18 protein-coding genes are annotated in these 23,323 nt (G+C 53.1%); 12 read left to right on the top strand and 6 right to left on the bottom strand.

The genetic code is table 11. From position 1 onward, the window contains the following. The first annotated feature begins 146 nt into the window (after window positions 1-146). Entirely contained in the window at window positions 147-767 is a 621-nt protein-coding gene (locus tag HU773_RS18995) for a hypothetical protein (RefSeq protein WP_186626072.1), read from the top strand. Continuing rightward, on the top strand, window positions 767-2,665 hold the full coding sequence (locus HU773_RS18990) for a caspase family protein (protein ID WP_186626071.1): 1,899 nt from the start codon (window positions 767-769) through the stop codon (window positions 2,663-2,665). Before HU773_RS18995 ends, HU773_RS18990 begins: the two co-directional genes overlap by 1 nt. 197 nt (window positions 2,666-2,862) lie before the next feature. Here HU773_RS18990 and HU773_RS27850 read toward each other — a convergent pair whose 3' ends face one another. From HU773_RS27850 to HU773_RS18975, 3 genes are all read right to left on the bottom strand, one after another. Further along, window positions 2,863-3,501, bottom strand: coding sequence for a hypothetical protein (locus HU773_RS27850; protein ID WP_225923807.1), 639 nt, complete (start codon window positions 3,499-3,501; stop codon window positions 2,863-2,865). A gap of 161 nt (window positions 3,502-3,662) precedes the next feature. Then, complete coding sequence (locus HU773_RS18980) at window positions 3,663-4,025, bottom strand: DUF1640 domain-containing protein (RefSeq protein ID WP_186626070.1); 363 nt, start codon at window positions 4,023-4,025, stop codon at window positions 3,663-3,665. A gap of 394 nt (window positions 4,026-4,419) precedes the next feature. Next, a complete protein-coding gene (locus HU773_RS18975) occupies window positions 4,420-4,737 on the bottom strand; it encodes a hypothetical protein (protein ID WP_186626069.1) in 318 nt (105 codons plus the stop codon). A gap of 297 nt (window positions 4,738-5,034) precedes the next feature. Here HU773_RS18975 and HU773_RS18970 point away from each other — a divergent pair, with 297 nt between their 5' ends. Then, window positions 5,035-5,736 (top strand): hypothetical protein, encoded by a 702-nt coding sequence (locus tag HU773_RS18970; RefSeq protein WP_186626068.1) that lies wholly within the window; start codon window positions 5,035-5,037, stop codon window positions 5,734-5,736. A 178-nt stretch (window positions 5,737-5,914) separates the two neighbouring features. Next, complete coding sequence (locus HU773_RS18965; protein WP_186626067.1) at window positions 5,915-6,280, top strand: histone-like nucleoid-structuring protein, MvaT/MvaU family; 366 nt, start codon at window positions 5,915-5,917, stop codon at window positions 6,278-6,280. 418 nt (window positions 6,281-6,698) lie between these two features. Here HU773_RS18965 and HU773_RS18960 read toward each other — a convergent pair whose 3' ends face one another. From HU773_RS18960 to HU773_RS18950, 3 genes are read right to left on the bottom strand one after another with little or no spacing between them, the layout of a single operon-like run. Next, entirely contained in the window at window positions 6,699-7,070 is a 372-nt protein-coding gene (locus HU773_RS18960; RefSeq protein ID WP_186626066.1) for a hypothetical protein, read from the bottom strand. A gap of 2 nt (window positions 7,071-7,072) precedes the next feature. Next, entirely contained in the window at window positions 7,073-7,618 is a 546-nt protein-coding gene (locus HU773_RS18955) for a tetratricopeptide repeat protein (RefSeq protein WP_186626065.1), read from the bottom strand. 25 nt (window positions 7,619-7,643) lie between these two features. Next, on the bottom strand, window positions 7,644-8,828 hold the full coding sequence (locus HU773_RS18950; RefSeq protein ID WP_186626064.1) for a tetratricopeptide repeat protein: 1,185 nt from the start codon (window positions 8,826-8,828) through the stop codon (window positions 7,644-7,646). Between the two features lie 237 nt (window positions 8,829-9,065). Here HU773_RS18950 and HU773_RS18945 point away from each other — a divergent pair, with 237 nt between their 5' ends. From HU773_RS18945 to HU773_RS18910, 8 genes are all read left to right on the top strand, one after another. Continuing rightward, entirely contained in the window at window positions 9,066-20,108 is an 11,043-nt protein-coding gene (locus HU773_RS18945) for an HNH/ENDO VII family nuclease (RefSeq protein ID WP_186626063.1), read from the top strand. A 7-nt stretch (window positions 20,109-20,115) separates the two neighbouring features. Continuing rightward, entirely contained in the window at window positions 20,116-20,565 is a 450-nt protein-coding gene (locus tag HU773_RS18940) for an SMI1/KNR4 family protein (protein ID WP_186626062.1), read from the top strand. 187 nt (window positions 20,566-20,752) lie between these two features. Then, a complete protein-coding gene (locus HU773_RS18935; RefSeq protein ID WP_186626061.1) occupies window positions 20,753-21,022 on the top strand; it encodes a hypothetical protein in 270 nt (89 codons plus the stop codon). 212 nt (window positions 21,023-21,234) lie between these two features. Next, a complete protein-coding gene (locus HU773_RS18930) occupies window positions 21,235-21,498 on the top strand; it encodes a hypothetical protein (RefSeq protein ID WP_186626060.1) in 264 nt (87 codons plus the stop codon). Window positions 21,499-21,500: 2 nt separating this feature from the next. Then, the gene (locus tag HU773_RS18925) at window positions 21,501-21,689 is read left to right on the top strand and encodes a hypothetical protein (RefSeq protein ID WP_186626059.1); all 189 of its coding nucleotides are present in this window, start codon (window positions 21,501-21,503) and stop codon (window positions 21,687-21,689) included. Between the two features lie 28 nt (window positions 21,690-21,717). Continuing rightward, window positions 21,718-22,200 carry a hypothetical protein gene (locus tag HU773_RS18920; protein WP_186626058.1) on the top strand — a complete coding sequence of 161 codons (483 nt, stop codon included), beginning with the start codon at window positions 21,718-21,720 and terminating at the stop codon, window positions 22,198-22,200. A gap of 54 nt (window positions 22,201-22,254) precedes the next feature. Next, entirely contained in the window at window positions 22,255-22,695 is a 441-nt protein-coding gene (locus HU773_RS18915; RefSeq protein WP_225923806.1) for a tetratricopeptide repeat protein, read from the top strand. A 362-nt stretch (window positions 22,696-23,057) separates the two neighbouring features. Then, on the top strand, window positions 23,058-23,321 hold the full coding sequence (locus HU773_RS18910; RefSeq protein WP_186626056.1) for a flagellar biosynthetic protein FliQ: 264 nt from the start codon (window positions 23,058-23,060) through the stop codon (window positions 23,319-23,321). The last annotated feature ends 2 nt before the right edge of the window (window positions 23,322-23,323 follow it).

Here is a 23,323-nt window from a genome sequence, read left to right as displayed (position 1 = left end):
GCCATCTGTTACCGAAGCAATTGCAGGAGCTTGTGCCGCCAGCGTGTTTGTTAATCACGCACGTCATGAGGCAGAAGCAGCCGCATGGTTCTGGCAGCGACGCGGTTTGGCCGGCCGGGCCGAGCTTGATTAACAAGGAGTGAGACATGAGGGATAAAACCCATCCTTTCCCGTTTGATGCGCAGGCGGAGGTCGTCATGAAAGCGTTCATGAAAGCTACGGGGGAGAGGCTCGATCAAGCGCGCCGACAAGTGGGTGGCAGCGATGAAGTCCAGCGCTTCAGCCACGGAGGATCGTGGCAGTCACATCACAGCTACGCCCCTGACCGTGTCGACCAGATGCAGACGATCGAGCACGAAACAAGGTTGCGCTTCGAGGACATCATGGAAGGCCGGCTCGACGTCATTGAGCGCACAGTCGATGAAATTTCCAACAGCATGGCGGATAGCTTTACCAAAGCGTTTTACCAGATGATTTCCGATACGTGCGAAGAGAGCGGCAACGTCATTGATGGCTCCACAGGGAGCTTGGGCGAGCAGATGCTCAAAGCCATCGAGCAAGTCGAATATTTGGTGGGTCGGGATGGTCAAGTATCGCTTCCAGAGTTTCGCATGCACCCCAGCCTCGCGAAACGCCTACACTCTGACCCTTCGCTCCAAGAACCCGCACTGCTGGCGAGGGTAGGGGAGGTCAAGAAGCTCAAAATCGCCCAGGCGTTGGCAGAGGAAGCCGCGCGCAAAACCAAATTTCGTAGCAGGAAGCAGTGATGACCAAGGTTTTGTTGTGCATTGGTTGCGACGATTATCAGTCCCTCAATAAGCTGTCTGGGGCCGAGCGCGACGCGCTCTCTATCCATACCGCGCTTTCCACTGGGCCTTTGAGCAGTATCCAGCCAGCGGATGCCTATCTGCTTAACTCTCCGGCCCGGGATCAACTGGACGCGACGCTGCTTGATATCCAAGACCGGTACGATGAAATCGAGAGTTTTACGCTCTTCTTTGCGGGCCATGGCGGAGAAGCCAATGACAGTTATTTCCTGTGCCTGAGCGACACCCGAGTTGATCGCCTTTCAACCACTGGCTTTGCCCTCAGTCGTTTGTTCGAATACTTCAACGAGCTCAAAGCTGCGCACTGTAATGTCATCATCGATGCCTGCAACGCCGGCGGTATGGTTTCTAATCTGGGCATCCTGCTGAAGCCTGAAGTGATCGGTAAGGCCAAGACATTCGGCGTCTCATTTTTTGTGTCGTCTGCGGCAGACCAGTACGCCGGCGAGACCAGTGGTGGTGGTTATGGAACCCTCGCGTTGCTAAAGGTCCTAGATGGAAAGATCGACACGGGTTCGCGGGCCAGGATGCTCGATCTGGTGGATATAGGCCGACCCGCTGCACAGTATGTGGCAGAGCAGACTCAGGGGGGGCAAATGCCATCCGTATGGGGCGTAAACCTATACGGTCACATGCCGCTGTTTGGCAATCCGCATGCTTCCGACAGCCCAACATCCTCGTTGCTGGGGCTCACTGGGATCTTACCCACATCTCCAGCTGGACAAGCCATCAGCAGTCATTCCGCCGAGCTCTACACGCTCATGTTCGCGCCGGAGCGCGAGCTTACTCCGGACAAGCTTTTTCCTGTCCTCACCAAGTTCGTTGATCGCCTGATCCACATACCCAACTCAGTCGGGGCGTTCATTGGCGGGATCTGGCAATCACTGGAGAAGAGCACAGGGCTTCATGCCAATAGTTTCTCACGGGTAGAGCTGAGCGCGACCTGCGTAGCTCTGCTTCTTCAGTCCTCCCAAAAGGACAGCACCTCACGTGACTGCATGGGGGGGCTTTCCCACGAGATCGTAAGAGAGGTTGAGCACCTGCTTTGCGATATCGTTAATGGACTTCGTGAGAATCCCGGCTCGTTGTGCCGTCATGGCATTCCCGACCTGTTCTACCTCCCGCAGCGCATATCGCGGATTTTGGGTTGGGCCGGCGCAGCGGTGCATCTGGCTCGGGAGCTCGGCATCAGTGACGCCCCACTCAGAGAAACACTGGAGCACCTGAGCGTCCTTCTGCTGGAACACTACGCAAGCACGTGTGCTGGTATGAGCGAAGACGAAGCACCGTACTGGGCAGCTTTCCTTACAGCCATCAAAACCGATGACCTCAATGGCCTTGGTGAATTAGTCGTCAGCACGTTGATCAATGCGCTTGTTGAGCATGAGGGGCGGCTTGCCCGGCCCTTGCTGCCGGCAGAGGATGTGTACGCGTATATCAAGGCACGCGCAGACAAGGATTCAGTTGCCTTGAGCTCCTTGAGCAACTCACCCTCTGAAACGCTGGCCCTTGTCCTGCTTATCAGTGGGCGACACTCGTTGGAGGAGGAGTTGGATTACAACCTGGCGAGTCTCGATCACGCTCACCTCAACATTTTCATCCCGCAAAGTTACCTGGAGTTCAGCCAACCACTCGTTTCTAATGGCATAAACCATGTGTTCCAGATCGGCCACAAAGTTTGGACGGTGGCAGATGTTGTTCAGCGTTGGGTAGAGGTGTGCAAACCGCACATGGATAATGACCTGTCGCTTCGAGACCCAACAACTCGGATCGGCGCTATCTGCGCATCACTGATTTTCCCGAATCGAGTGCCCTGGTTTTTGCTCAGTGACCGATGATTACACACCCTGCGAGGACATTCGGTCTTGCACAGCCAGGAACGCGATTATGAGCTCTAGACGAACTTGCTGTTGTGGAAGCTTATCCAACGATAATTTTCTGACCCTTGCGGATGAAGTACAAAGGCAGTCCGGAAAAGCCCTCCACGCGCCTTTAAGGGCGCGTAGATGGGTGATGAGCGCGGCAATGTGATGAATCAATACTCGGAGGGGAGAAGCACGGTGGTGACGCTTCTATCCCTCTCCGTGATGATCCAGAGCTTTCGTTCCTGCCCAGCTTCAATCTCGTAGGACGAGAACAAGCGTTCACCGTACTGAAGCGCCTGTTCATTACTCAGCTTGTCTTGGTCGCACAAATCTCCCCAGTCGCCGACAAGGTGACGGTTGAGATAAGGATGCACATCCAACAATCCCTGCTCGATGAGTGAGTGCACGCCATTGGTCATCATCATAAGGCCTGGCTCAAAAAAGACGTCAGGTACCTTCAAATCCAAAGATGAGCTTTCACGCCGAAGCACGATACGTAGTGTGGACGGTTGATCCGCTATATGCTCCACGATCAACCGCATCTCCAACCAGTGTCGATCGACACGATCACCGCTTGGTAGAAAGCGGTACAGGCCAAACTCGTAGAACGGTTCCACCGCGTCTACTTTTTCTGTTCTGTACAAAAGGCACGCGTACGCGGCTTGAAGGGTCTCGCCCAATCTGTTTCCCAGGTCGCCAAGGCTCGCTGGTTGCTCTAGATAAACCGCTTCGTGCCAGGCGTCTCGCGAGAAGATGACTGGCAGCTGAAGCAGCTTGGATTGAAGCGAGGTGAGGTTTTCGATCTTCATGTGTCTCTCCAAAAAACGCCCAAAACGGAGAGACACGTCGCCCGCACGGGGAGTGTTCCCCGCATGGGCTGAATAGGTGTGAATCAGGACGTGGACAACGCCAACGTCTGGTAACTAGTGGCCATAGCTCGAAGGCTTATAGCTGGTAGGCGATACTTGAGTTACCCCAAAAAAGCCTTATTCAGAAAGTCGTATACCAGTTTGATTGCTGGAACACTGATGCAGACAAAAAGCACGCCAAACTGCCAGCGTACTATCTTATTTTGAGCTTCCAAGCCCGAAATCAATGCTCGAAGCTCAGCCCCTTGTTCTTTGATCAAGGCGCCTTGCTCTTTGATCATTGCTCTGACCTCGGTGCCCAATTCGGAAATCGAGGCTTTCAAGTGTGTTTCTGTTTGTAATAAATCACTTTTGGATGCGAGCTTTTCCACGTCAGTCTCCCAAGCATTTACTACCGCTGTGGCTTTATCTCCTGACACACTTATGGACGTGAGTGCGTCATATAGAGGAAGTGACATTTTCATCGTGTCTCCTGCGTTTGGCAAGCGACGAAGAGCAACCACCTGACGGTTGGCTCCCGTCACTGTGGGGATATGCATTCTGTCGGCGAGGTATCGGCGACTGTTCACACTTTCGAATGCGTAGCGAACTGGAACTGATCAACACACGTAATGCGCGCCGCGGCCCTCAAGATCATGGTCGCCTGGGTAGGTGCTGTCGGCGACAGCTATCCAGGTGAGATAATCGCTTTATACGCATCGAGGATCTAGTCAGATGTTTCTTACAGATTTGTAGTCTATGTAGGATGTTTCCGGTTCTGCTCTCTTCTCGAACGGCCTCATTAATAGGTATATTCGCGTTCTGCGTAATGACCATGGTGTAGGGGGTAGTACGTTTTATTGAGGACGTGTTTAGGAGTCAAAACAGTTGCTTAAATAGTGAGTAGGTACATATAAATATGATAAGCAAAACAACGGGTGGAAATACAATATCAATTTTTGTCTGCATCTTGAATAGCGATGACCACAACTTGTCAAGGTGGCCGGGTATGGATGACGTTATTTTAACTTCCATTTCTTTAATTTGCGTTTGAGTGTTCGCCTCAATCAGCTTGGTTTCGGATTTCAGAGTAAGCTTCTCGAGATCGGATTCCCATGCGGTCTGTACGGCTTTTGCCATGTCTTCTGGCACGTTCATTGATTTGAGTGCCTTGTATAGGGCGAGTGGGGTATTCATCGCATTCGTACCACTGTCTGGGAGCAGGATTAGCTGCTGAAAATGGAAGGGCACGGTTTTCGCAGTCGGCGTGCACCGTTGAACCTCAGTACCAATGATTGGGTTATACGTTTTGTTTGGGAAGTTGGATTATTCTGATGAGGATGTAGGTGTCGAGAGTTCGGTCCTTGCTGATGGTGGGGACCTCTCACGGTGATTGCTCATGTGGAGAGTAGAAGTGCCGATACTCTGGAGATAAGCTCGACTTACGTTGATAGCTGAGCTAAAGCGTCGTTGACTAAAATTAGAGGAGTCGTAATGCAAGATGCTGCTGAAGCCTTTGTACGAGCCAAGGATCGCATTGACAGAGAAGGGCGGAGTAAGGTGTCTGGTATCTGGTGGGAGCGATTCTTAAGAAAGATCAGAGGGTACCAACCGCCAAAAAGAGCTTGGTCAGCTATACATCCAGGTAAATTTGTTATGCAGGCACTCCCTTTTTCTGTGACCGGCTTCGACTACAAAAAAAGTCAGCCTAAATATATTAATCCTTTTTTGATTGTCAGTGGGACCTATAATGACTACTCCCATAATTCTCACTTTAGACCGTTATCTGCAGTCGAGGTTATGGATTGGTCTGATGCCCTGGCTACATTGGAAGTAGATCGCAATCATAACTCCCCAAGAGTTTTTAAGATCGGTGACCTTCCTCTCTACGTGGCATCGGAGGGGAAAAATAGAGTTGAGCTATTTAAGGATGCAGCCAGAGAAATGAAAGCCCTCGTAGTGGAGGTGTTCTATCCGGCTGCCTCTGAACTTACGCTAATTCGATCGCGGCCTTTCAACGTATACAGCCTGTGCTATAGAGGGGAGGCTAGAGTGCTTCCTGAGCCTGATATCGCTTTGCCACTTTTGCACGCGTATGGAGTTAATCTTCGGTTGAAGTCGCACTTTTCGTTTAAAGACTTTCTTAAGCTGCGGAAGGTGCGCCAAAGCATTATTTCTGATCAAATGATTAACTGATGCTATGCTCATACCCCCGAATGTCTTAATTCTAGGTATGCGCTTTTCGTTTTTTGGTGTCGTAATCTGGTGAGGTTGAAAATTTCCAGCCAAGGCAGGTTCACTTACCTGGCTAGAGCTAATCCTCCCATAATATGTAGCTATTATTCTGAGTGCTTATACCTTTAAGGAGTTTTTAATGTCTCGTCTAGTAGAATATCGTAAGCTCGAGCAACAACTGGCTGCTCAGCTTGCAGAGCTTGAGTCCATGAAAAGCGACTCTGGCCTGAAAAAGGAAATCGAATTCGAGAAAAAGCTTCGTGCTCTGTTGGGTGAGTACGGTTTAAGCTTAAAAGACGTAATCAATATCCTTGACCCTCAAGCAAGTCGCCGCGCAACGGTAGCCAAGCCTGCAACGGCTACCCGTAAAGCTCGTGAGTTGAAGGTATACAAGAACCCGCACACGGGCGAAGTGGTGGAGACCAAAGGTGGCAATCACAAGACTCTGAAAGAATGGAAATCCGAGCACGGCTCAGACACGGTTGAGTCTTGGCTGTCGAAGTGAGATCAATGCTTTGCAAGCATAAGGGCCTGTGATGGGCCCTTAGTTTTTTTGGACTTCAAGGAGGAGAGGATCAGTCTCTTTCTTGAAAGGCTTCGTATAACGTCTGTAAGCGCCCGGCCCAGCCATCTTGCAAACCACCTCTCTCACCTCAGCGGCTGCAACTCATCAATCCGGCTGCTGGCTACGTCGGGGGAGGTCGATGGTAGTGAATTAATCCCGCGTTGCTGCCTGCCTTTTGGATGGCCGGATGCTCGTGAGATCCGCAACTGCCTTGGCAGAGTGGCAGCTAAGCATAAAAGCGGGTTTCGCCGATTTCATCCGTTTGTCGCCTAATACTGGTGGGCTAGACCCAATCCAGGGCGCCATACCAGCAGCGCCAGAAATTAGTAGCCTCCTGAGCATCTCAAAATGCCCTGCCTCATCTTCCCAATAGGGCCTCATCAATAATGGCGCGAATCGTTTTCCCCAGTTGCGGGTCATCCATCATTGTCTCCGCTACTTTCTGCGCGATCTGCTTAAACTCACTGTGCTCAGAAATCCCCTCACCAAACTTCCAGCACAAAATCTCCTGAATCGTGACAACCGGAGCAGCATCACGAAAACCTTCCACATCTGACTTAAGAGCTTTGAGGCGACCATGTAGGCGTGTACTCAGAACCTCGAGGCTTTTGCCTGCAGTCTGGCTTTTACTGGGCGTAGCCTGGCTGTTTGCGCTCGACGTCACTCGCTCCTTGCTTCTAGCCAGGGCGGCCACGACGCGGGAAAGTTGAGTGGGGTCGATCTTGCTCATTATCACGGAGTCTCGAGGTTTTCACGATAAGCGCCAAGGAACACGCTGGGAGCGGCGATGGTATCGCTTTTTGGAGCAATAACGGTATCAGCCAGACTTGCAAGCACGCGAGTCATGTCCGCCTTCAAAGCGGGATTGACGCAATCGGTAAGGCCGTTTTTCAGCTTCTCGACGGCGTTCTCAGGCTGCTCATTGAGCACATCCAGATAGGCGGTGGCGAACCATTTCAGGCTATTGTCTTGTGCATGGTGGTGCAGGTGGTTAAACGCCGCACGGGCCTCTTCGACGTGTTGCTGTTGCAGGTTCAGCAGGCCCAGTTGGAAGCGAGCGATATCGAGATGAGGATCCAGCTCCAGGGCTAAGGTCATGCCGGCATGGGCACGATCCATCAGCCCTAGCTCCGCATGTTCGGCGGCGAGGAAATAGCGCACGGCGGCATTATCCGGCTGATGTTCCAGTGCGGTGTTGAGGTAGTTCAAGGCGGCGTGGTGATTGCCGTCCTTGCTGGCGTGAATGGCCAGATGCAGGTATTCGATTGCGTCCAGCATAGTTGGGACTCCATAAGGGATGACTTCAGTGTTGGCCGGGATTGGGCGGCGTTGTGCCTTGCTGGTGACGTTGTAGCCATTGATTGACCAGCGTACGGCCAGTGATTTCAATGCCTGGGCGGTTTTTCTCCAAGAGGCCATCGATCAGTTGCCTGGCTTCATCGGTTTCTCCGGCCTGCTGCAGAAGGAGTGCCTGTGCGTAGTGGGCCGCCATGCTGTCGGGCTTGAGACGCAGCGCTTTGCGGATGCCTATGCGTGCTCTGTCCGAGTAGCCTTCGAGGATATCAACTACCGCCAGCCCGCCATGGGTATCTCCAAAACTGCGGTCCAGTGCGTAGGACTGCTCCAGCGCCGCGCGTGCTTGAGTGCTGTCGTTGCGCAGGATGTAAATCCAGGCCAGCAGGTGCCAGGTACCAATATGGTGAGGCATGAACTGGACGGCGCTCTTCAGATGACTTTCAGCCAGGTCGAACTCAAGTTCGCCGAATTCCAAAAGGCCTAGCCCCGACCAGGCTCGGCCGCAGTTTGGATAGGACTTGAGGGTATGTAGCCATGCCTTGCGAGACGCTGCTACGTTGTGTTGCTCAAATTGCACCGTAGCGCATGCTATCAATGCGTCGCGTTGGTCCGGGTCAATGGCCAGGGTTTCATGAGCAGTGCTCAGCGCCTGGGCAAGATTATCGTTTTCGTACAACAGGAGTGCCAGCAAGCCGCGAATATCCAGGTTGTGGGGCTCAAGTTGTTGTGCTCGAAGCACCAGGGCTTCGGCCACCTCGGTTTCTTCCAGTTGATGCAGGGCTCGGGCATGCATCAGCAAGGTGGCAGCAGGGCAATCGGCGTGCTGGGTCAGATGGGCAAGCAGGGCGTCGGCAGCGCTGAAGTCGGCACTGTGAAAATGCCCAAGCGCGGTGTTGAACACGACGGCAGGATCATTGAGGCCGCCCGCAATCGCCTTGTCGCCAAAGGCCGCGGCTGCCAGGTAGTCGCCTGCCTGCAGTAGCAAATGAGCGGCATGCGCAAACGCCCTCGGATCCTCGATGCCGTGGATGTTCACATGATCAATCAACTGTTGGCCGACGGCCTGATCACCCAGCACAATCGCCAGGCGCATGGCGTCGCAAATCAGCGTCAGATTGCCTGGGTCGTGGTCCAGAAATGTCAGTAGCCTTGCCAGTCGCTGTTGTTCGGCGAGGATGCCGTCAGTGCTCATTGATCAATCCTTCCCTGGGGCATGGGTAGCAGTTTGCCGGATTATTGCCTTGGCACTGGCTCGCTGTCATGGGGAACAGCGCAATTTTCTGGCGAAATAAAAAAATCCCACCCACCCTAAACAATCCTTGAAATCGACGCATAAGGACTGACATAGGGGCTGATTTACCGCGCTCGCGGGCAGCCAAATTGTTTTGAACCGCCAGGTCGGTTCAGTTGGGTCGGGGGAGTCAGGGAAATGGTAGCGATCGTTGCTGGCAATGGATTGGGTCTGTTCAACACCTCGCTCAACTCGCTGGGTGGCATCGGTTCGCCCGGCCAGGGCAACCTCGGTCAGGCTGGCGGCCAGGCGTTGGTCAATATCAGCAACGGCAACCTGGTTCTGCGTTTTACCGATGAGCAATTGTCCGGTCTTGGCCAGGATCTATTGCATACCCGGACCTACAACACTCGAGGCGATTTCAGCGACGGTGATGGCTGGCGCTTGGATGCCGAGCGCAGCTTAACGTTGGTGGGTACTGTGAACACGGCCGGTAGCCAAATGATCCGTATCACTGGCGATGGCCACAAAACGGTTTATCGCTGGGACGGAGCGCGATATCAGTCCTCCGAAGGTGATGGTGCACATGACACCCTCACTTGGGACAAGCCCGCAGGGCAAATGGTATGGACCGATGGTTCAAGACGCACCACTGAACGTTACAACGGGAAAGGCCAACTTGTATCCGCTACCGATGCCAATGGCACCCAGATCAGTTTCAGCTATGACGCCCAGGGGCGTTTGAGCAGCGTCAAAGACAGTTCGGGTCAGGAGTTGGTGCTTAACTATAACGCCGCTGGCAAGCTGGAGCGCCTGGACACGCGGCGTTCGGCGGGCGAGGCACTGACGCGCCAGGTGTATTACACCTATGACGGTCTGGGCCGCCTGACCAGTGTCAGCACTGACCTGAGCCCGCAAGGCAACAGCATCGCCGATGGCAATGTCTACACCACGTCCTACACGTACGTTGACTCGAGTTTCTACATTGCCAGCGTCACGCAGAGCGATGGCACCACCGTCAGTTTCGGTTACGAAAAGGTGGGGGCTGATTACCGTGTCAGCATCGTCACTGACGCGTCCGGAATTACACGTTTCAGCTATGACACGGTCAACCGTCGCACCGATGTGCTCAACGGGCTGGGGCACCAGTGGAGCTATTACTACGACGCTCAGGATCAACTGATCGAGGTACGCACGCCGGCAGTCAACGGCCAGCGTCTGACCACGCGCTACAGCTACGACGCCGACGGTAATGTTCTCCAGGTCGTCGACGGTCGCGGCAACTCGGTGAGCTATGGCTACGATGCCAATGGTAATCGGGTCCTGGAGCGTGACAGCGTAGGTAACACAATCACACGCAGCTACAACGCTGATAATCAATTGCTCAACGAGGTGCGCTATCGCGTGCCTGCTACCCGCAACGGCACCGGCTGGACCGAGCCGCCTGCGAGCAGTGCCCAGATCACGCGTTATGCCTATGACAGTACCAACCGCCTGCGATTTACCGTGGATGGTGCAGGCCAGGTGGTGGAGTACCGCTATAACGCCAACGGCCTGCGTACGCAGGAAGTCAGTTACGGTGATGCGCAGTTTGCGGTGTCAGGGCTGGCGCCTGCCGACGTTTTGTCCGAGTCGTCGCTGAGCAAATGGGCGGCCGCAAGGGATAAAACACGTTCGACGCTGACCGAACTGAGCTATGACTATCGCGGCAACCTGAGCCGTCGTGTGGTGTATGCCGCTGTGGCTGTCAATGGCGCGGGTCTGCTGGACAGTGCTGCGAACGTTACGGAGTTTATTTACAGTGAACACGGCCAGTTGCTCCAGACGCTGGCTGTGCGTGGAGCTGATAGAAACGCGAAGGCCGTGCTCACCTCCATTGTGTATGACGGCATGGGCCGAGTCCTCAGTCAGACTGATGCATCCGGCACACGTACAACGACCTATAACGGTCTCAATCGTACAGTCACTACGACCAACAGCGCAGGGCTGACCATCAGCCAGTCTTACGACACCAGGGGTCGGTTGATCACACAAAGCGAAACGGCTGTAAATGCCGCGCCGCGCTCGACGCTCTATGTGTATGACGCGGCTGGCCGGCAAACCATGGTCCAGGACGCTACGGGCGTGCGCTCCTATGTGCTGTATGACGAGGCGGGACGGGTCAGTGCGCAGGTCAACGGCCTGGGAGCTGTCACAGAGTTTGTCTACAACGCCGCGGGGCAGCGGATCCAGGAAAAACGCTACGCCACCTTAATCGATACCACTGGCGGGTATGACGGCACAACTGTGTTCTTCACCCAAGTGACGCGGGTTCGGCCCCCGGTTAACGCTGATGATAGAGTCACCTCTTTCACCTACGACTCCGCAGGGCGCCTGAGCACCACCACCACACCGGCGGGATTGGTGACGACCCTCAACTATGACGGCCTTGGGCAGTTGGTGCGGCAGCAGGGTGGGGATCGCATCACGCGGTTTTTCTACGATGCCAGTGGACATCAGACCGGGCAGTTGGATGCTGAAGGCTACCTGCGGGAAAACCGTTATGACGCCGCTGGCCGACTGGTCCAGACCCTTCGTTATGCCGCAGTGACCGCTGCCACCAACCGCGAATCAGGCACACTTGATCAACTGAGGCCAAGTAAAGGTGGCAGCCTGTCGACCTGGTATTTTTATGATGCGGCCGGCAGGCAGGTTGGCAGCCTCGATGAGCAGCAGTTTGTCACTGAGACTGTGTTCGACGAAGCCGCCAACACCCAGCAAACCGTCCGATACGCCGCAGCCTATACCGCTGCGGTCAACAGCAATACCGGGTTCGCCACGCTCAAGGCCGCGGTGTCCGGCAGTGCGCGGCAAACCAGTACCACCGCTTTTGACAGCCAGGGGCGAGTGGCCCAGCGTACGGCTACCGACGGTACGGTGACTGCCTATAAATATGACGCGGCAGGACGCCTGGTAAGCGAAACCCAGGCTCAAGGTACACCCGAGGCTCGCAGTGTACTCACCCGTTATGACGCCTTCGGGCAAACCATCGGAAAACTGCTGGGCGCGGCGTCGGGTCGCATTACGGTCGGCATGACCGACGCCCAAGTGGCCGCCGTTTATGCGCAATACGGTCTGACCTATCATTACGACGCCGCTGGCCGCGTCGCCAGCGCCAGCGATGCATTGGGCAACCGGACGCTGTCCTACTACGACGCGGCAGGACGTTTGACCCATGTAATCAACGCCCTGGGTGAAGTCAGTGAAACCCGCTATACCGCCTTCGGTGATGCCAGCGAGCGCGCGACCCTGACAAACCGACTCAGTAAGGCCAACACCGCCACGCTGTCGGGCGGCTTGTTGACGGTGCAGGTCAATGCGCTGGTTCAGGCGATTCGTGATGCCAACACCGATAATCGCAGCTTTTACACCTACACCACCTCCGGCACGCTGGCTGGCAGTTCCGATGCGCTGGGCAATACCGTTGGCTACGCCTACAACCTGTTCGGCGAGCAGGTTGGCAGCCTGCGTACCAGCTCCAGTGGCACCAAGATTCGTGAAAGCCTGGCTTATAATCGGCGGGGTGAGTTGATTGGCAAGGAAGAGGATGTCGGCGGCTTATCGCGCACTTCCGGACTTTCCTATGACGCCTTCGGACGGGTGATCAACAGGATCGATGGACGAGGGCAGATCAACAGCACCAGCTACCAAGAAAATGGTCGCATGATCGTTGAAAGCAATCCCCTCAGCCAGACTCAGGGCCGCGAATATGACGCCTTTGGCCGTGTCTTGCGCCAGATGGACGCGCGTGGGCTGATCACGACCTATAGCTACAACGACAGCACGCGCACGTTGGTGGTGACCACGCCGGATGGCCTGGCCATGACTACCGTGCGTAATCGTCACGGTGAAACACTGACGATCACCGACAGCAAAGGCCGTACCCAGGCCTTCAGCTATGACAAAAACGGTCAACAGATCGCCAGTACCGATGGTCTGGGTCGCACCAATACAAATACTTACGATGCCGCCGGACATCTGCTGAGCGTGACTGACGCAGTGGGCCGGGTGACGACCTATGGCTACGATGCTGCGAACCGCATGATCAGTCGTACCGACGCTGCCGGGGTCGTGACCCAATATGCGTTTGATGGGCAGGGGCGCAAAGTGCGTATGACCGAGGCGGGTCAACGCATCACTGACTATGCCTACGACCGCAAGGGTCAATTGCTGACGGTGGTGCAAGACCCGAACGGCCTCAAGCTGACGACCACCTACACCTATGACGGTTTTGGTCGACAGGTCCAGGTGGCACGCGGCACCACCGCCAATCCGAATCAGCAGATCGTTCTGTATGTATTCGATAACCTGGGCCGTCGCACCGCCGAACGACTTGATCCCAACGGGTACAACCTCACTACGCAATATTTCTACAACGCCAATGACCAGGTGACTCGCAAGCTAGATCCGGGTGGCAACAGTACCTGGTACGTCTATGACAATGCCGGGCGCGTGACTGACACAGTGGATGCTCTCGGCGGTGTCACCCGCAGTACCTATGATCCTGATGGTCGCCTGGCCAGCACTACTCGTTTTGCCACCGCGCTGAGTGCCAGCGCGCTGGCCGCCTTGGGCAATGCGCCGGCCAGCGTTGCGGCAGGCGCCAGCGCCAAGGACCAGGTCACCACCTATCTCTACGATCAGATGGGTCGAGTGCGGGTGACCATCGATGCACTGAACCAGGTTACAGAAACGCTGTATGACCAACAGGGACGCATCACTGAAAGCCGCCTTTACGGCAAGGCAATGCCGGCGGGCACACTGCGCACCTCTGAGGGTGTGACTGCGGCGCTGACTAACCTAGGCGCGCTGACGTACACCACGCGTTCGGTATACGATGCCGCCGGGCAGCTCAGCAGTGTGACCGACGCCTCCGGCAAGACCGAATCCTACACCTACGATGCCGTGGGCAATCGGACCACCTTGACCAACAAAAACGGCTCGGTGTGGAACTACCGCTACGACAACGTGAACCGGCTGGTAGAGGAAATCACCCCAGCGGTTGCCGTGTCGAGCATTGATATCAATGGGGTGGTCAGTACTCGCTCGGTACTGCAAGTCACCCGCATCACCTACGATGCCTTGAGTAACGTCACCAGCCGAACGGTGGGACGCTTGCGCAGTGCATTGGCGGCTGATCCGGCTGGCGATGACCTGAGCCAGGCAAGGACCACCGGGTATGCCTACGACGCTGTCGGCCATCAAGTGCAGATCACCGCTCCAGGATGGTACAACAAGGCCACCGGTGCCTATCAGCAAGCCTCGGACGGAACAGCCAATACGCTGAAGGTGACCACGGACGTAACCTACGATGCACTCGGAAATGCGCTGCGCAATCGTGTCCGAGTCAACAACACTGGCGCGCCGGGGACTGACTTTGTCGACAGCTATAAGGTCTACGACAGCCTCGGCCGACTGACCCATGACATTGACCCCCTTAAGGGTGTGACGGCCTACACCTATGATGCCCAAGGCAACCGCCTGACCACCAAGCGATATGCCAATGCCTTGACGGCACCCGTGCCGACAGCCGGTTATTACACGGTCAGGGACCTGAACGGCTCAACGCTCATAGCCAATGCCTCACAAGACCGAACGCTGATCACCACCTACGACGCCTTGGGACGCAAGACCGCAGTGCAACAGGACGCCGTCAGTGTCTACACCTTCACCGGCAACGTTGCCACCTCGACCTTGATCACCGCCTCGCCGACCACGGTTTACAGCTACAACGCCTTGGGCCAATTGGTGCGTGAAACCCTTATCGCGCGTAATGCCAGCGGCGTGACCGTGCAGAGCGGTGCCAGCAATGTGTACTACTACGACTTGGCCGGGCAACGCATCGGCAGCGTCGATGGCCAGGGCAATTACACCCGCATGGAATACAACGTACTGGGCAAGGTTAGTCGCCAGGTCGAGTACGCCAATGGCCTGAGCGGTTGGGGCGACAGCACTCCGCCGAGCCCGCCGGTGGCCAGTTTCAACGACCGTAGCACGCGCTTTGACTACGACGCTATGGGGCGCTTGAGCCAAGTGACCCAGGAAGGAGTACGTTACTGGCAACAGACTATCAATGGTCAGTCAGGTACGGTCTCGGCAGTAGCGGTAGTCGGCAACCAGTTGGTCAGCCAGATGGACTACGACGGCGTGGGTAACGTGCGGGCAGTGGTGGACGCTGCCGGTAACGTCACTTCAACCGAATACAATGCCCTGGGGCAGACCGTGCGGCTTGTAGAGCCGGCCCGAGCCACGGCGAAAAACGGCGCAGTGGATCCCTTTGCGGTCGGTCTCGTCTATGCGTCACCTACTACCACCTACGCACTCAATGCGTTCGGCCAGGTGTTGAGCGAAACCGAAAGTGCTGGGGTCGATTCGGCAGGCAATCAACAGGCCGGCGTCACCCGTGTCACGCGCTCCCGTTTTGATGCGGCAGGTTACGAAGTTCAAAGCATCGACGCTAGTGGTTCGGCGCAGTCCTATAAGGTCGACGCGGCTGGTCGGCGTGTGGAGGAAAGTCGCCAGATCAACGTGACCTTGGGAGGCTGGACGGTTGGCGGCGTTGCGCTCACTCGCACCCAAACCATCCGTCGTGGCTACACTTACGATGTCATGGGCCAGCAGTTGTCCACCACCGACTGGTATACGGCCGCCGACAATACCCAGAGAACCACCATAAACTCAGCCGTGTACAACCGTTTCGGAGAGGTGACCAGCCAGTTGTTGAATGGCTACCTGCAAGCCGGATATGTCTATGACCAGGGCGGGCGCGTGACCCAGCAGCAAAATGCCCAAGGCATTACCCGCGTCGATTATGACCTCAATGCCAAGGCCAGCCGCAGTAATCAGATCGGCGACGCCAGTTCTGCCGCAGATGATCGCATTACCTACATCCGCTACGACGTTCTCGGCCGAGCCCTTGAGCAGCATCTGCCCGCATTTGAAGCCAACATCAATGCCGATACGCTGAACAACATCAACCTGACCCTGGCCACGCCGATCATTCGCCAGAGCTACGACCGCTGGGGCAACCTCCTAGCCCGCACCGATGCGCGTGGCTACATCACCACCTACACCTACGATCACAACAACAAGCAACTGACCGAAACCTTGCCGGTCACCGACATCCTGCGGGAAAACGGCACCAGCTATCGCGCCAGCCTGATCCATGAAAAGCGTTATGACGTGCTGGGGCAGTTGATCCAGGAAGTGGATCTGGTAGGGCCTTATGCAGGCATGCCTACCAGCACCGCCTTGCGTACGCGTCAGCATGTCTACAACAAAGTGGGTGAGTTGCTGCGTGATATCGATGCGTTGGGGTATTCGCGCAATTACCTGATGGATAGCCACGGCAATCGGGTTGCCACCCAGGATGCGCTGGGAACTGTATTGGTTGACAGCTACGACGCGATGGATCGGCAGTTGACGCACGGGATCGTCCGTAATCGCGTTGCTGTTACGTTGTCGACCAATCAGTACGACCAGGCGGGTCGGTTGGTTGGGGAGATCACTGGGAGTAGTGCGGTAGAGGAGACGTTGGCCAGCGCCAGTGGGTCAGGGGTGGCGACTGGGGTGGCGGGGAATGTACGGTATACGTTGTTTGATGAGCGAGGTAACGCGATAAGGACTCGTAATGAGTCAAAAGTTGAAAAAGGATATGAGTTTAATGATGCTAATCGTAAAGTTAAGGAGGTTGATGGGTTAAGTGCTTCGTTAGTGTGGTCCTATAATGAAGCAGACTTCGGCAGGTTAACTTCATACAAAAATCTAAATGGGGTGGTTTATGACTATTCATATAATGTGTTTGGTCAGACCATAAAAGAGATTAGTCCGATTTTGGTTGAGGTAAGTCCTGGAGATTTCCAAGATTTTGAACTGAAATATCAGACGTTGTATAGTTATTATGCTAATGGTATGTTGAAGTCTAGAGCAGACTCTAGCTTAGCGTTCGGTCCTAGAGAAGGTGATACATCAACATCGATTTATCAATACAATCTTCTGGGTTTGAAAGTTCGTTCCGTTGATACGATAAGATCAAAAAGCGAATTGTTTATTCCTTGGGATGTAAGCTCGTCAATGGAGACTCGCTATTTTCATGATGAGCAGTCAAGATTGAAAGAGACCAGGGCGCCTGCGGGCACAACTGTGTATGGGGCGTTCATGGCATCCCTTGCAAGCACAGCTCGGATAGACTCTTTGAAATATGACTTTGATGAGCTTGGCAATCGTCGTCGATCTTTCTTAGATGCGACAACACAAGCTGGAGTTAGATCTGTTGTAGAGAGTTGGAATAAGTTCGATCTTGAAGATAAGGTTGTCGTGGGTGATGGGTATTTGTCGGGGGGCGGGGTTGTATCGGGAGTTGTTGGGGGTAAGGCTCGAGGTGTTTCTTATACTTACGATACGGCGGGGCGACGCCTCAGCTCAGAAAAGTGGAGTTCTACAAGTGGTTCCTCTGAGCGATATTTAAGAGAAGAATATATCTACAGTGATACACATCTGGTTGTAAGTTCAAGTGGGCGGAGTATATATCGGTCCCTTGGTGGGAACAGCGCAGGAGCAGTCACTAGTCAGGATAAGGCAGTTCTTGAATTTACTAATGTTTATGACGCTCGTGGCAGCCGGACAAGTCAGGTTGTCTTTGGTAGTGGTGTTGCCAGTGCTTCGGAAACCTATGTGTACCGTGGGGATGGAAAGCTGTTTTCACAAAAGTCGCATAAGATTTTAAGTGGCCTCCAGAAACTTTCTCAGGCCGTTTATTATGGCGAAGCCTCAATGATCGATGCGGCAGCTAACCAGAGGTCTTATCGTTACGTGGTTTATGGTGGGGATGGAGTTAGTATTAGCTATACGGGCAATTATAGTAAAACTTACCATAAAATAGATTCATATAAAGAACGTGAGACGGTGGCGACTTGGAGTTTGGGGGGGCAGCCCGGCAATACAAACTTTTTTTATTCTCAGCAAGGAGAATTGGTAGGGATAAGCTCTGGTAATTCAGGGGTTTCATATCGGGAGTTTCGGTCCAATCGTGAAGGCCGGCTCATTGGTAGGTTAGAGCAAAATGGAACTGCTCAGAACTATTTTTACTACGAGGGTAAGTCACTTGCGAATGTTGGCACCGCTAATGCTTCAGAAATCAGTGACACGCTGACACCTATTTTAACCAGTTATCCAGGCGCTAATCCTACTGTCTATATTGTTAATCAAGGTGATACGCTTGCCGGGATCGCCCAGGCCGTATGGGGTGACTCAGGAATGTGGTACTTGATAGCTGATGCGAACGGATTGGAACCATCTAAAATTTTACTCGCTGGTAACAGTCTGCGTATACCTAACGTTGTCAGTAGTAATCATAATAACGCAACAACATTTAAGCCGTATAACTCAGACGAAATAGTTGGAGATACTACACCAACTCCAACTTTGCCTCCACCACCCAAGCCCAAGAAAAAGAAAAGCAGCGGTCTCGCCAGTGTTGTCATGGTGGTAGTTGCTGTGGTGGCTACCGTTCTGACCGCTGGTGCCGCGGCTCCTCTGCTAGGTGTCGCATCGGCAGGAGGGGTGATGGTAACAGGCGCAGCGGTTTTAACGGGCGCAGCGGGCCTAACTATGGGGGTCGTTGGCGCGGCTCTTATTGGCGGAGCGGTGGGAGCCGCCGCATCGCAGTTGGCCGGCCGGGCGATGGGTGTCGTAGATAGTTTTTCCTGGAAACAAGTGGCGGTCGGTAGCCTGACGGCCGGCTTCACATCGGGGTTTGGCGCCCTAGCACGGGCAGGGACCCTGGGCCCGTGGGCGAGCACTGCTGCAGAAGCCATGAAGTCCGGAGGTGCTTACGGCACCGGCTACGCGGCACTGGGGACATTCAACTATGCCAACAGCCAGATCGCCAGCCGGGTAGTGGGGCTGGATAATTCATTCAGTTGGCGCAATGTTGCTGCATCGGCGGTCGGGGCTACTGTTGCTGGATACGTCGGTGGGAATGGCACTGGTTTAGTGAGTTCAACGGTGCGTGGGCAGATCAGTGCTTATGCTTCTGCGGTTTTGAAAGATAAGTGGTTTGGAGGTGCTCGACCTGATTTCGGGCAGGTTGCGGCCGATGCGTTCGGCAACACGTTGGGTGACTTTATGGTGAGTCAGTTACGTGTTGAAGATGCATCTAAGCAAAATTTAGTCGCTTCGCTTGCCACTAATCAATGGCAAAAAATGCTGGATAGTGGGGAGTTGCCTGATACGTTAACAACGGCGGAAGTTCGTTTTCTAGCGCGTGAAACTGAAAAAAATCAGGGTGTGCTACCCGTAGAGTTGCGGCGGGCTTTGTTTAAAGAGCCGGAGCCGCTGTTTTCCGCTGGCGTGTATGAAGATACCGATCTAATGAGTACCTTTCCGACTCATTTCGAGACTGGTAGCTCACTGCTTGATATGACTTATGGTTTGAACTCTATGATCCATAATGGTGTGGCACTTGGAGTTAATACAGTATGGGCTGGAGCGAACGCTATCCCAATTGCGTGGGCCGCAGTGGGGGATCGTACTTTTGATCAGGCGAGTCAGGACGTGATGGTGTCTATGCTGTCGTTGCCCGGAGGCACACTTACTGGGAGATTACTTGCGCCTTCGACCATGCTGTCTAACAAGATTGATCCAACACTTGCCCGTGTAATGCAGTCGGACGCATTCAGCGTTAATATCGGTACCGCCTCTCGGACCTCGACGTTACAAGACGTTATTTTGATTAGTGATGACGTGCCTGTCATTGAAACTACATTAACGAACGCTGCTAAACCTTGGAGGACATTCGCAGATAACATTTACTTTACTGATAAGGTGGAATGGACCGCCACTAGGCCAAAAGGTACTGGCCAAACTTATACAGTCATTCAAAGAAATGATGTCGATTGGGGGATTATTCGCAGTGATGGGCCTAAAGACTTCATAGGAAGATCGAATGCAGAGGCGGCTGCAAAAGGTTTGTCTCCACAGTTGCGTGATGGTAGTTTTGCTACGTTACATCATATGGGGCAGGATTCACGCGGTGCCTTGGCTGAAGCGAGTACTCGTTACCACGGAGTAGGGACGCCTGGTCAAAATGCCCTGCATAGTCAGTATGGGAAAAATATTCCAAACCCAAACTTTCCAATTGATAGACGGGCCTTTTCAGTCGATACTAGAGAATATTGGCAGTGGCGCGTAAAGAATCAGTGAGGTTGGTATGTCAAGTCTAGAGAAGGTAAAGAGTCGATTTGAGTCGTTGAATGGTATTCGCGCAGTGGATCCGGATTTTATTGAAAATCTGGAGCGCGAGTTGAAAATATCACTTCCCACTAGCTTCAAATTGGTGGGGGAGTTTTTTGACGGAAGTGGCATTTACGTTTTACCGCTGCACCAGATCGGTTGGGAGTCTCCGACTAATGTTCTTAGTGAAACGAAACGCTTGAGAAGCAGTGGACAACTTTTACCAAACTATCTTGTGTTGGGCGAACCTACTGAAGGCTTAATCGTGATGGACTGCAACTCCCAATTGGGTCAGGTGCTCTGGTGTGATGCAATTGATGTTAATCGCCTAGGTAGAGACGCATTGATGACAGCGCCTGAGGTGTGGGGCTCCTACTTGGATTTTGTTGAGTATTTGTTATCGGAGGAAGAGTCTGATCGACTGTAAGTTTACAGTCGTTGCCCAAAGGATTTAATGCGTCGAAAGGGGCTTCGGTTAAGTGGGAGACTTATGGAAAGGATAATCTGCATGGTGAATATATCGAAGGTCTTAAAAATACCCAGCGGGAAATGGAGCCGCTAATTCAGAATCAAATTCGAGCCTATGAGTCATCCAATAGACTAGGTGGAGAATAATGCTGGACATAAATAAGTATAATTTTATTTATTCGACCGCTGATCAATTAGATCCTTCGATTGTGGATGAGCTAAAACCAGAGATTAAAGCCACTCTCGGAACTCCTGTCAGCGTCATGTTCAAAGATTTTGCAGTGGCTTTTCATTTAACTGCGCGTGCAATTGATGAACAATGGCCGCCCCCCGTAGCAGCTTTCAAAAAAGGAGTCCGTTTGTGGTTGCCTTCTTTGGTATGTCAGGGGCTTGAGAAAAACCTTTTTTTAATTTGACATTTGTAAATGAAGCGACGTCAGGGCAGCATTATGATGTTGAGCATGCCATGCTCCCACTGAAATGGCGTGAACTCTATCGACTTTTTAACTCGTTTGTTGTAACTGATTCGTCGGTACAACCTACTGGGTGGTTAAATGCACCCTTTGATTACGCATCACGCTTGACGCTCGAGCAATACAGGGTTCATGCGGGGGGTAAGAAGGCGGACATGAGAGCTTTGGAAGAGTTATTAGTAGGATCGAAACGATTAAATTGCTGGCTGCTTACTGAGAGTGGAGATGCCTTGTTTCTCGATGAGGCACGCTGTGATCATAAGGTGTACCACATCAAGAATGGTGAGTTTGGTGATTGCCATTTGTTGAAGCAGGCTGACGGGGTGCTTGACAAGTATTTGGCTGGTTACGTATCTAAAGATGGCGTGGTGGGCTTCAATTTTAGATCTGGAGAGGTTGTGAGTATTGGTAGGAATTGAACATGTCGTCTATAGAAAACATTCGATTTTACGCAAAACAAGTCACTACTTTTGAAGAAGGGTTTGCTTACGCCAAAAGCCACAGAAATTATCATTTGCTTTCGCTTGACAGTCGTCATATTTTTTTTGAGTCAGCTAATGTAGGCGTTGATTACATGGCGGAGTGGAGAAAGTCCTCGCTTATTCATTGATCAGGGTGTTAAGCGAGGCTTGGAAAGTGTGAAAGCTCTGCTTGAGCTAGATCCTGAAGCTAACTTGAATAATGCGTTTACTATCGAAAAGTTAAAGATTTTTGCATTTCTTGTTGATGGGGAAATAGAAGTAGAAAAAGATTGTAGGTCGATTGAGCCTTCAGATCGGAAGTTAGACTGTATCTTAGCGGCGATTTTGGCAGGAGGGTCGATTAGCTCTTACAGTGATGCTGTTGCTGTTGAATTAATTAAGTTATCAAAAGTGAAAAGATCTGCTCTCGCTGCAAAGACCTACCAACTCTACTTTAATATTTTTAGGTGTGAAGGTGTAGGTGAGGTTGACACGGCGGGCGATCTTTATCGCCAGCAGGCCGCGGACGCGTTTTATGTCAATGGCTATGAATCGGAAGGCGGTGGGTTAGATAATGGGCTCGTTGTTGATTACAGGCTGGGTGCTATTTTGAAATATCTCGATTATTTCGGCACCAGCGCTCATCTTTGGCGATGGTAGTGTGATTTGACCTTGGTTATTTTTGCATTTTTCGAGCGCCTTAATGTGGCTTAAATGGATGTCAATATGAGTGCTGAGCTTGATGTCGTTCTGGATGAGAAACTAAAAGAATATTGCCGTTTCGGTGACATGCTGGCTGAGCAAGGGAGCTATGAGAAGGCAATGGCCCAGTACAACAGTGCCTGGCGATCAGTTCCCGAACCTAAAAATAACTGGGAAGCCTCTACTTGGATTTTAGCCGCAATAGCAGATGCGTGTTTTCTGTCTGGTTACAAAGGCTCTGGGCGTGATGCATTGCAGTATGCAATGACTTGTCCTAACGGTATCGGTAACCCATTTTTGCACTTGCGTCTTGGGCAGGTTTATCTCGATGAGGGACAAGAGAACAGTGCGGCTGATGAATTGATGCGTGCTTACATGGGGGCGGGGCCAGAGATTTTCGCGAATGAAAGCTCGCATTACCTGAACTTTCTAAAAACACGGGCAAAGCTGTAAATGCAGAACAACGCTTTCACCCATTGACGATAGCTCTAGTGCGATCTTCAGGCCGAGTGAATGACTTGGAAAGCCCAGGGGGTAAATGGCATGAGCGTTTGTCATAGCTTCAAAGCCAAGCGTTTTCGCTGTCGATTGCAGGTCGCATCGTGCCAACGTGGACCGTTTTTTTTGGGGGGGCTTAAGCGTGCCGCGCTATTCAAAAGTAGCGTAAAAAAATATTCTTGATTATTCCTCCACACTCTCTTGTTTCGCGACTTCAGGAATGGCTATGATCAGCCACCAAAATAATGGCTACTAGCCATGGAACGCTGGATGGCATGTGATGTCTCCGGATCAAAATGCGCTACCTGGGGACATGGATGACACAGGATTTCATGCTGTACGCGCTCAAGGAAGCGCTGCTCACTGCAGCCCTGGTTGCCGCCCCTTTGCTATTGGCGATCCTGATCATCGGCCTGTTGGTCAGCATTCTTCAGGTGGCCACGCAGATCCAGGAAATGACCCTCACGTTCATCCCTAAACTGATCATCACCGTCGTGATGCTGTTGGTTTTGGGCGGTTGGATGCTGACGATCCTCAAGCAGTTTGCGCTGAGTGCACTCACTCAGGCTGCTGGTTTCTAGCC

This window comes from Pseudomonas shahriarae (assembly GCF_014268455.2).
In the GTDB taxonomy this organism is placed as follows: Bacteria; Pseudomonadota; Gammaproteobacteria; order Pseudomonadales; family Pseudomonadaceae; genus Aquipseudomonas; species Aquipseudomonas shahriarae.
Note: the sequence above shows the minus strand (reverse complement) of the source record. Positions and strands in the feature narration are given on the sequence as shown.

What these genes read in the sequence shown, in the direction of transcription:
- HU773_RS18995 (WP_186626072.1), top strand. Translation starts at nt 147, where the DNA reads ATGAGGGATAAAACCCATCCTTTCCCGTTTGATGCGCAGGCGGAGGTC.
- HU773_RS18990 (WP_186626071.1), top strand. Translation starts at nt 767, where the DNA reads ATGACCAAGGTTTTGTTGTGCATTGGTTGCGACGATTATCAGTCCCTC.
- HU773_RS27850 (WP_225923807.1), bottom strand. Translation starts at nt 3,501, where the DNA reads ATGAAGATCGAAAACCTCACCTCGCTTCAATCCAAGCTGCTTCAGCTG.
- HU773_RS18980 (WP_186626070.1), bottom strand. Translation starts at nt 4,025, where the DNA reads ATGAAAATGTCACTTCCTCTATATGACGCACTCACGTCCATAAGTGTG.
- HU773_RS18975 (WP_186626069.1), bottom strand. Translation starts at nt 4,737, where the DNA reads ATGAATACCCCACTCGCCCTATACAAGGCACTCAAATCAATGAACGTG.
- HU773_RS18970 (WP_186626068.1), top strand. Translation starts at nt 5,035, where the DNA reads ATGCAAGATGCTGCTGAAGCCTTTGTACGAGCCAAGGATCGCATTGAC.
- HU773_RS18965 (WP_186626067.1), top strand. Translation starts at nt 5,915, where the DNA reads ATGTCTCGTCTAGTAGAATATCGTAAGCTCGAGCAACAACTGGCTGCT.
- HU773_RS18960 (WP_186626066.1), bottom strand. Translation starts at nt 7,070, where the DNA reads ATGAGCAAGATCGACCCCACTCAACTTTCCCGCGTCGTGGCCGCCCTG.
- HU773_RS18955 (WP_186626065.1), bottom strand. Translation starts at nt 7,618, where the DNA reads ATGCTGGACGCAATCGAATACCTGCATCTGGCCATTCACGCCAGCAAG.
- HU773_RS18950 (WP_186626064.1), bottom strand. Translation starts at nt 8,828, where the DNA reads ATGAGCACTGACGGCATCCTCGCCGAACAACAGCGACTGGCAAGGCTA.
- HU773_RS18945 (WP_186626063.1), top strand. Translation starts at nt 9,066, where the DNA reads ATGGTAGCGATCGTTGCTGGCAATGGATTGGGTCTGTTCAACACCTCG.
- HU773_RS18940 (WP_186626062.1), top strand. Translation starts at nt 20,116, where the DNA reads ATGTCAAGTCTAGAGAAGGTAAAGAGTCGATTTGAGTCGTTGAATGGT.
- HU773_RS18935 (WP_186626061.1), top strand. Translation starts at nt 20,753, where the DNA reads ATGCTGGACATAAATAAGTATAATTTTATTTATTCGACCGCTGATCAA.
- HU773_RS18930 (WP_186626060.1), top strand. Translation starts at nt 21,235, where the DNA reads ATGAGAGCTTTGGAAGAGTTATTAGTAGGATCGAAACGATTAAATTGC.
- HU773_RS18925 (WP_186626059.1), top strand. Translation starts at nt 21,501, where the DNA reads ATGTCGTCTATAGAAAACATTCGATTTTACGCAAAACAAGTCACTACT.
- HU773_RS18915 (WP_225923806.1), top strand. Translation starts at nt 22,255, where the DNA reads ATGGATGTCAATATGAGTGCTGAGCTTGATGTCGTTCTGGATGAGAAA.
- HU773_RS18910 (WP_186626056.1), top strand. Translation starts at nt 23,058, where the DNA reads ATGACACAGGATTTCATGCTGTACGCGCTCAAGGAAGCGCTGCTCACT.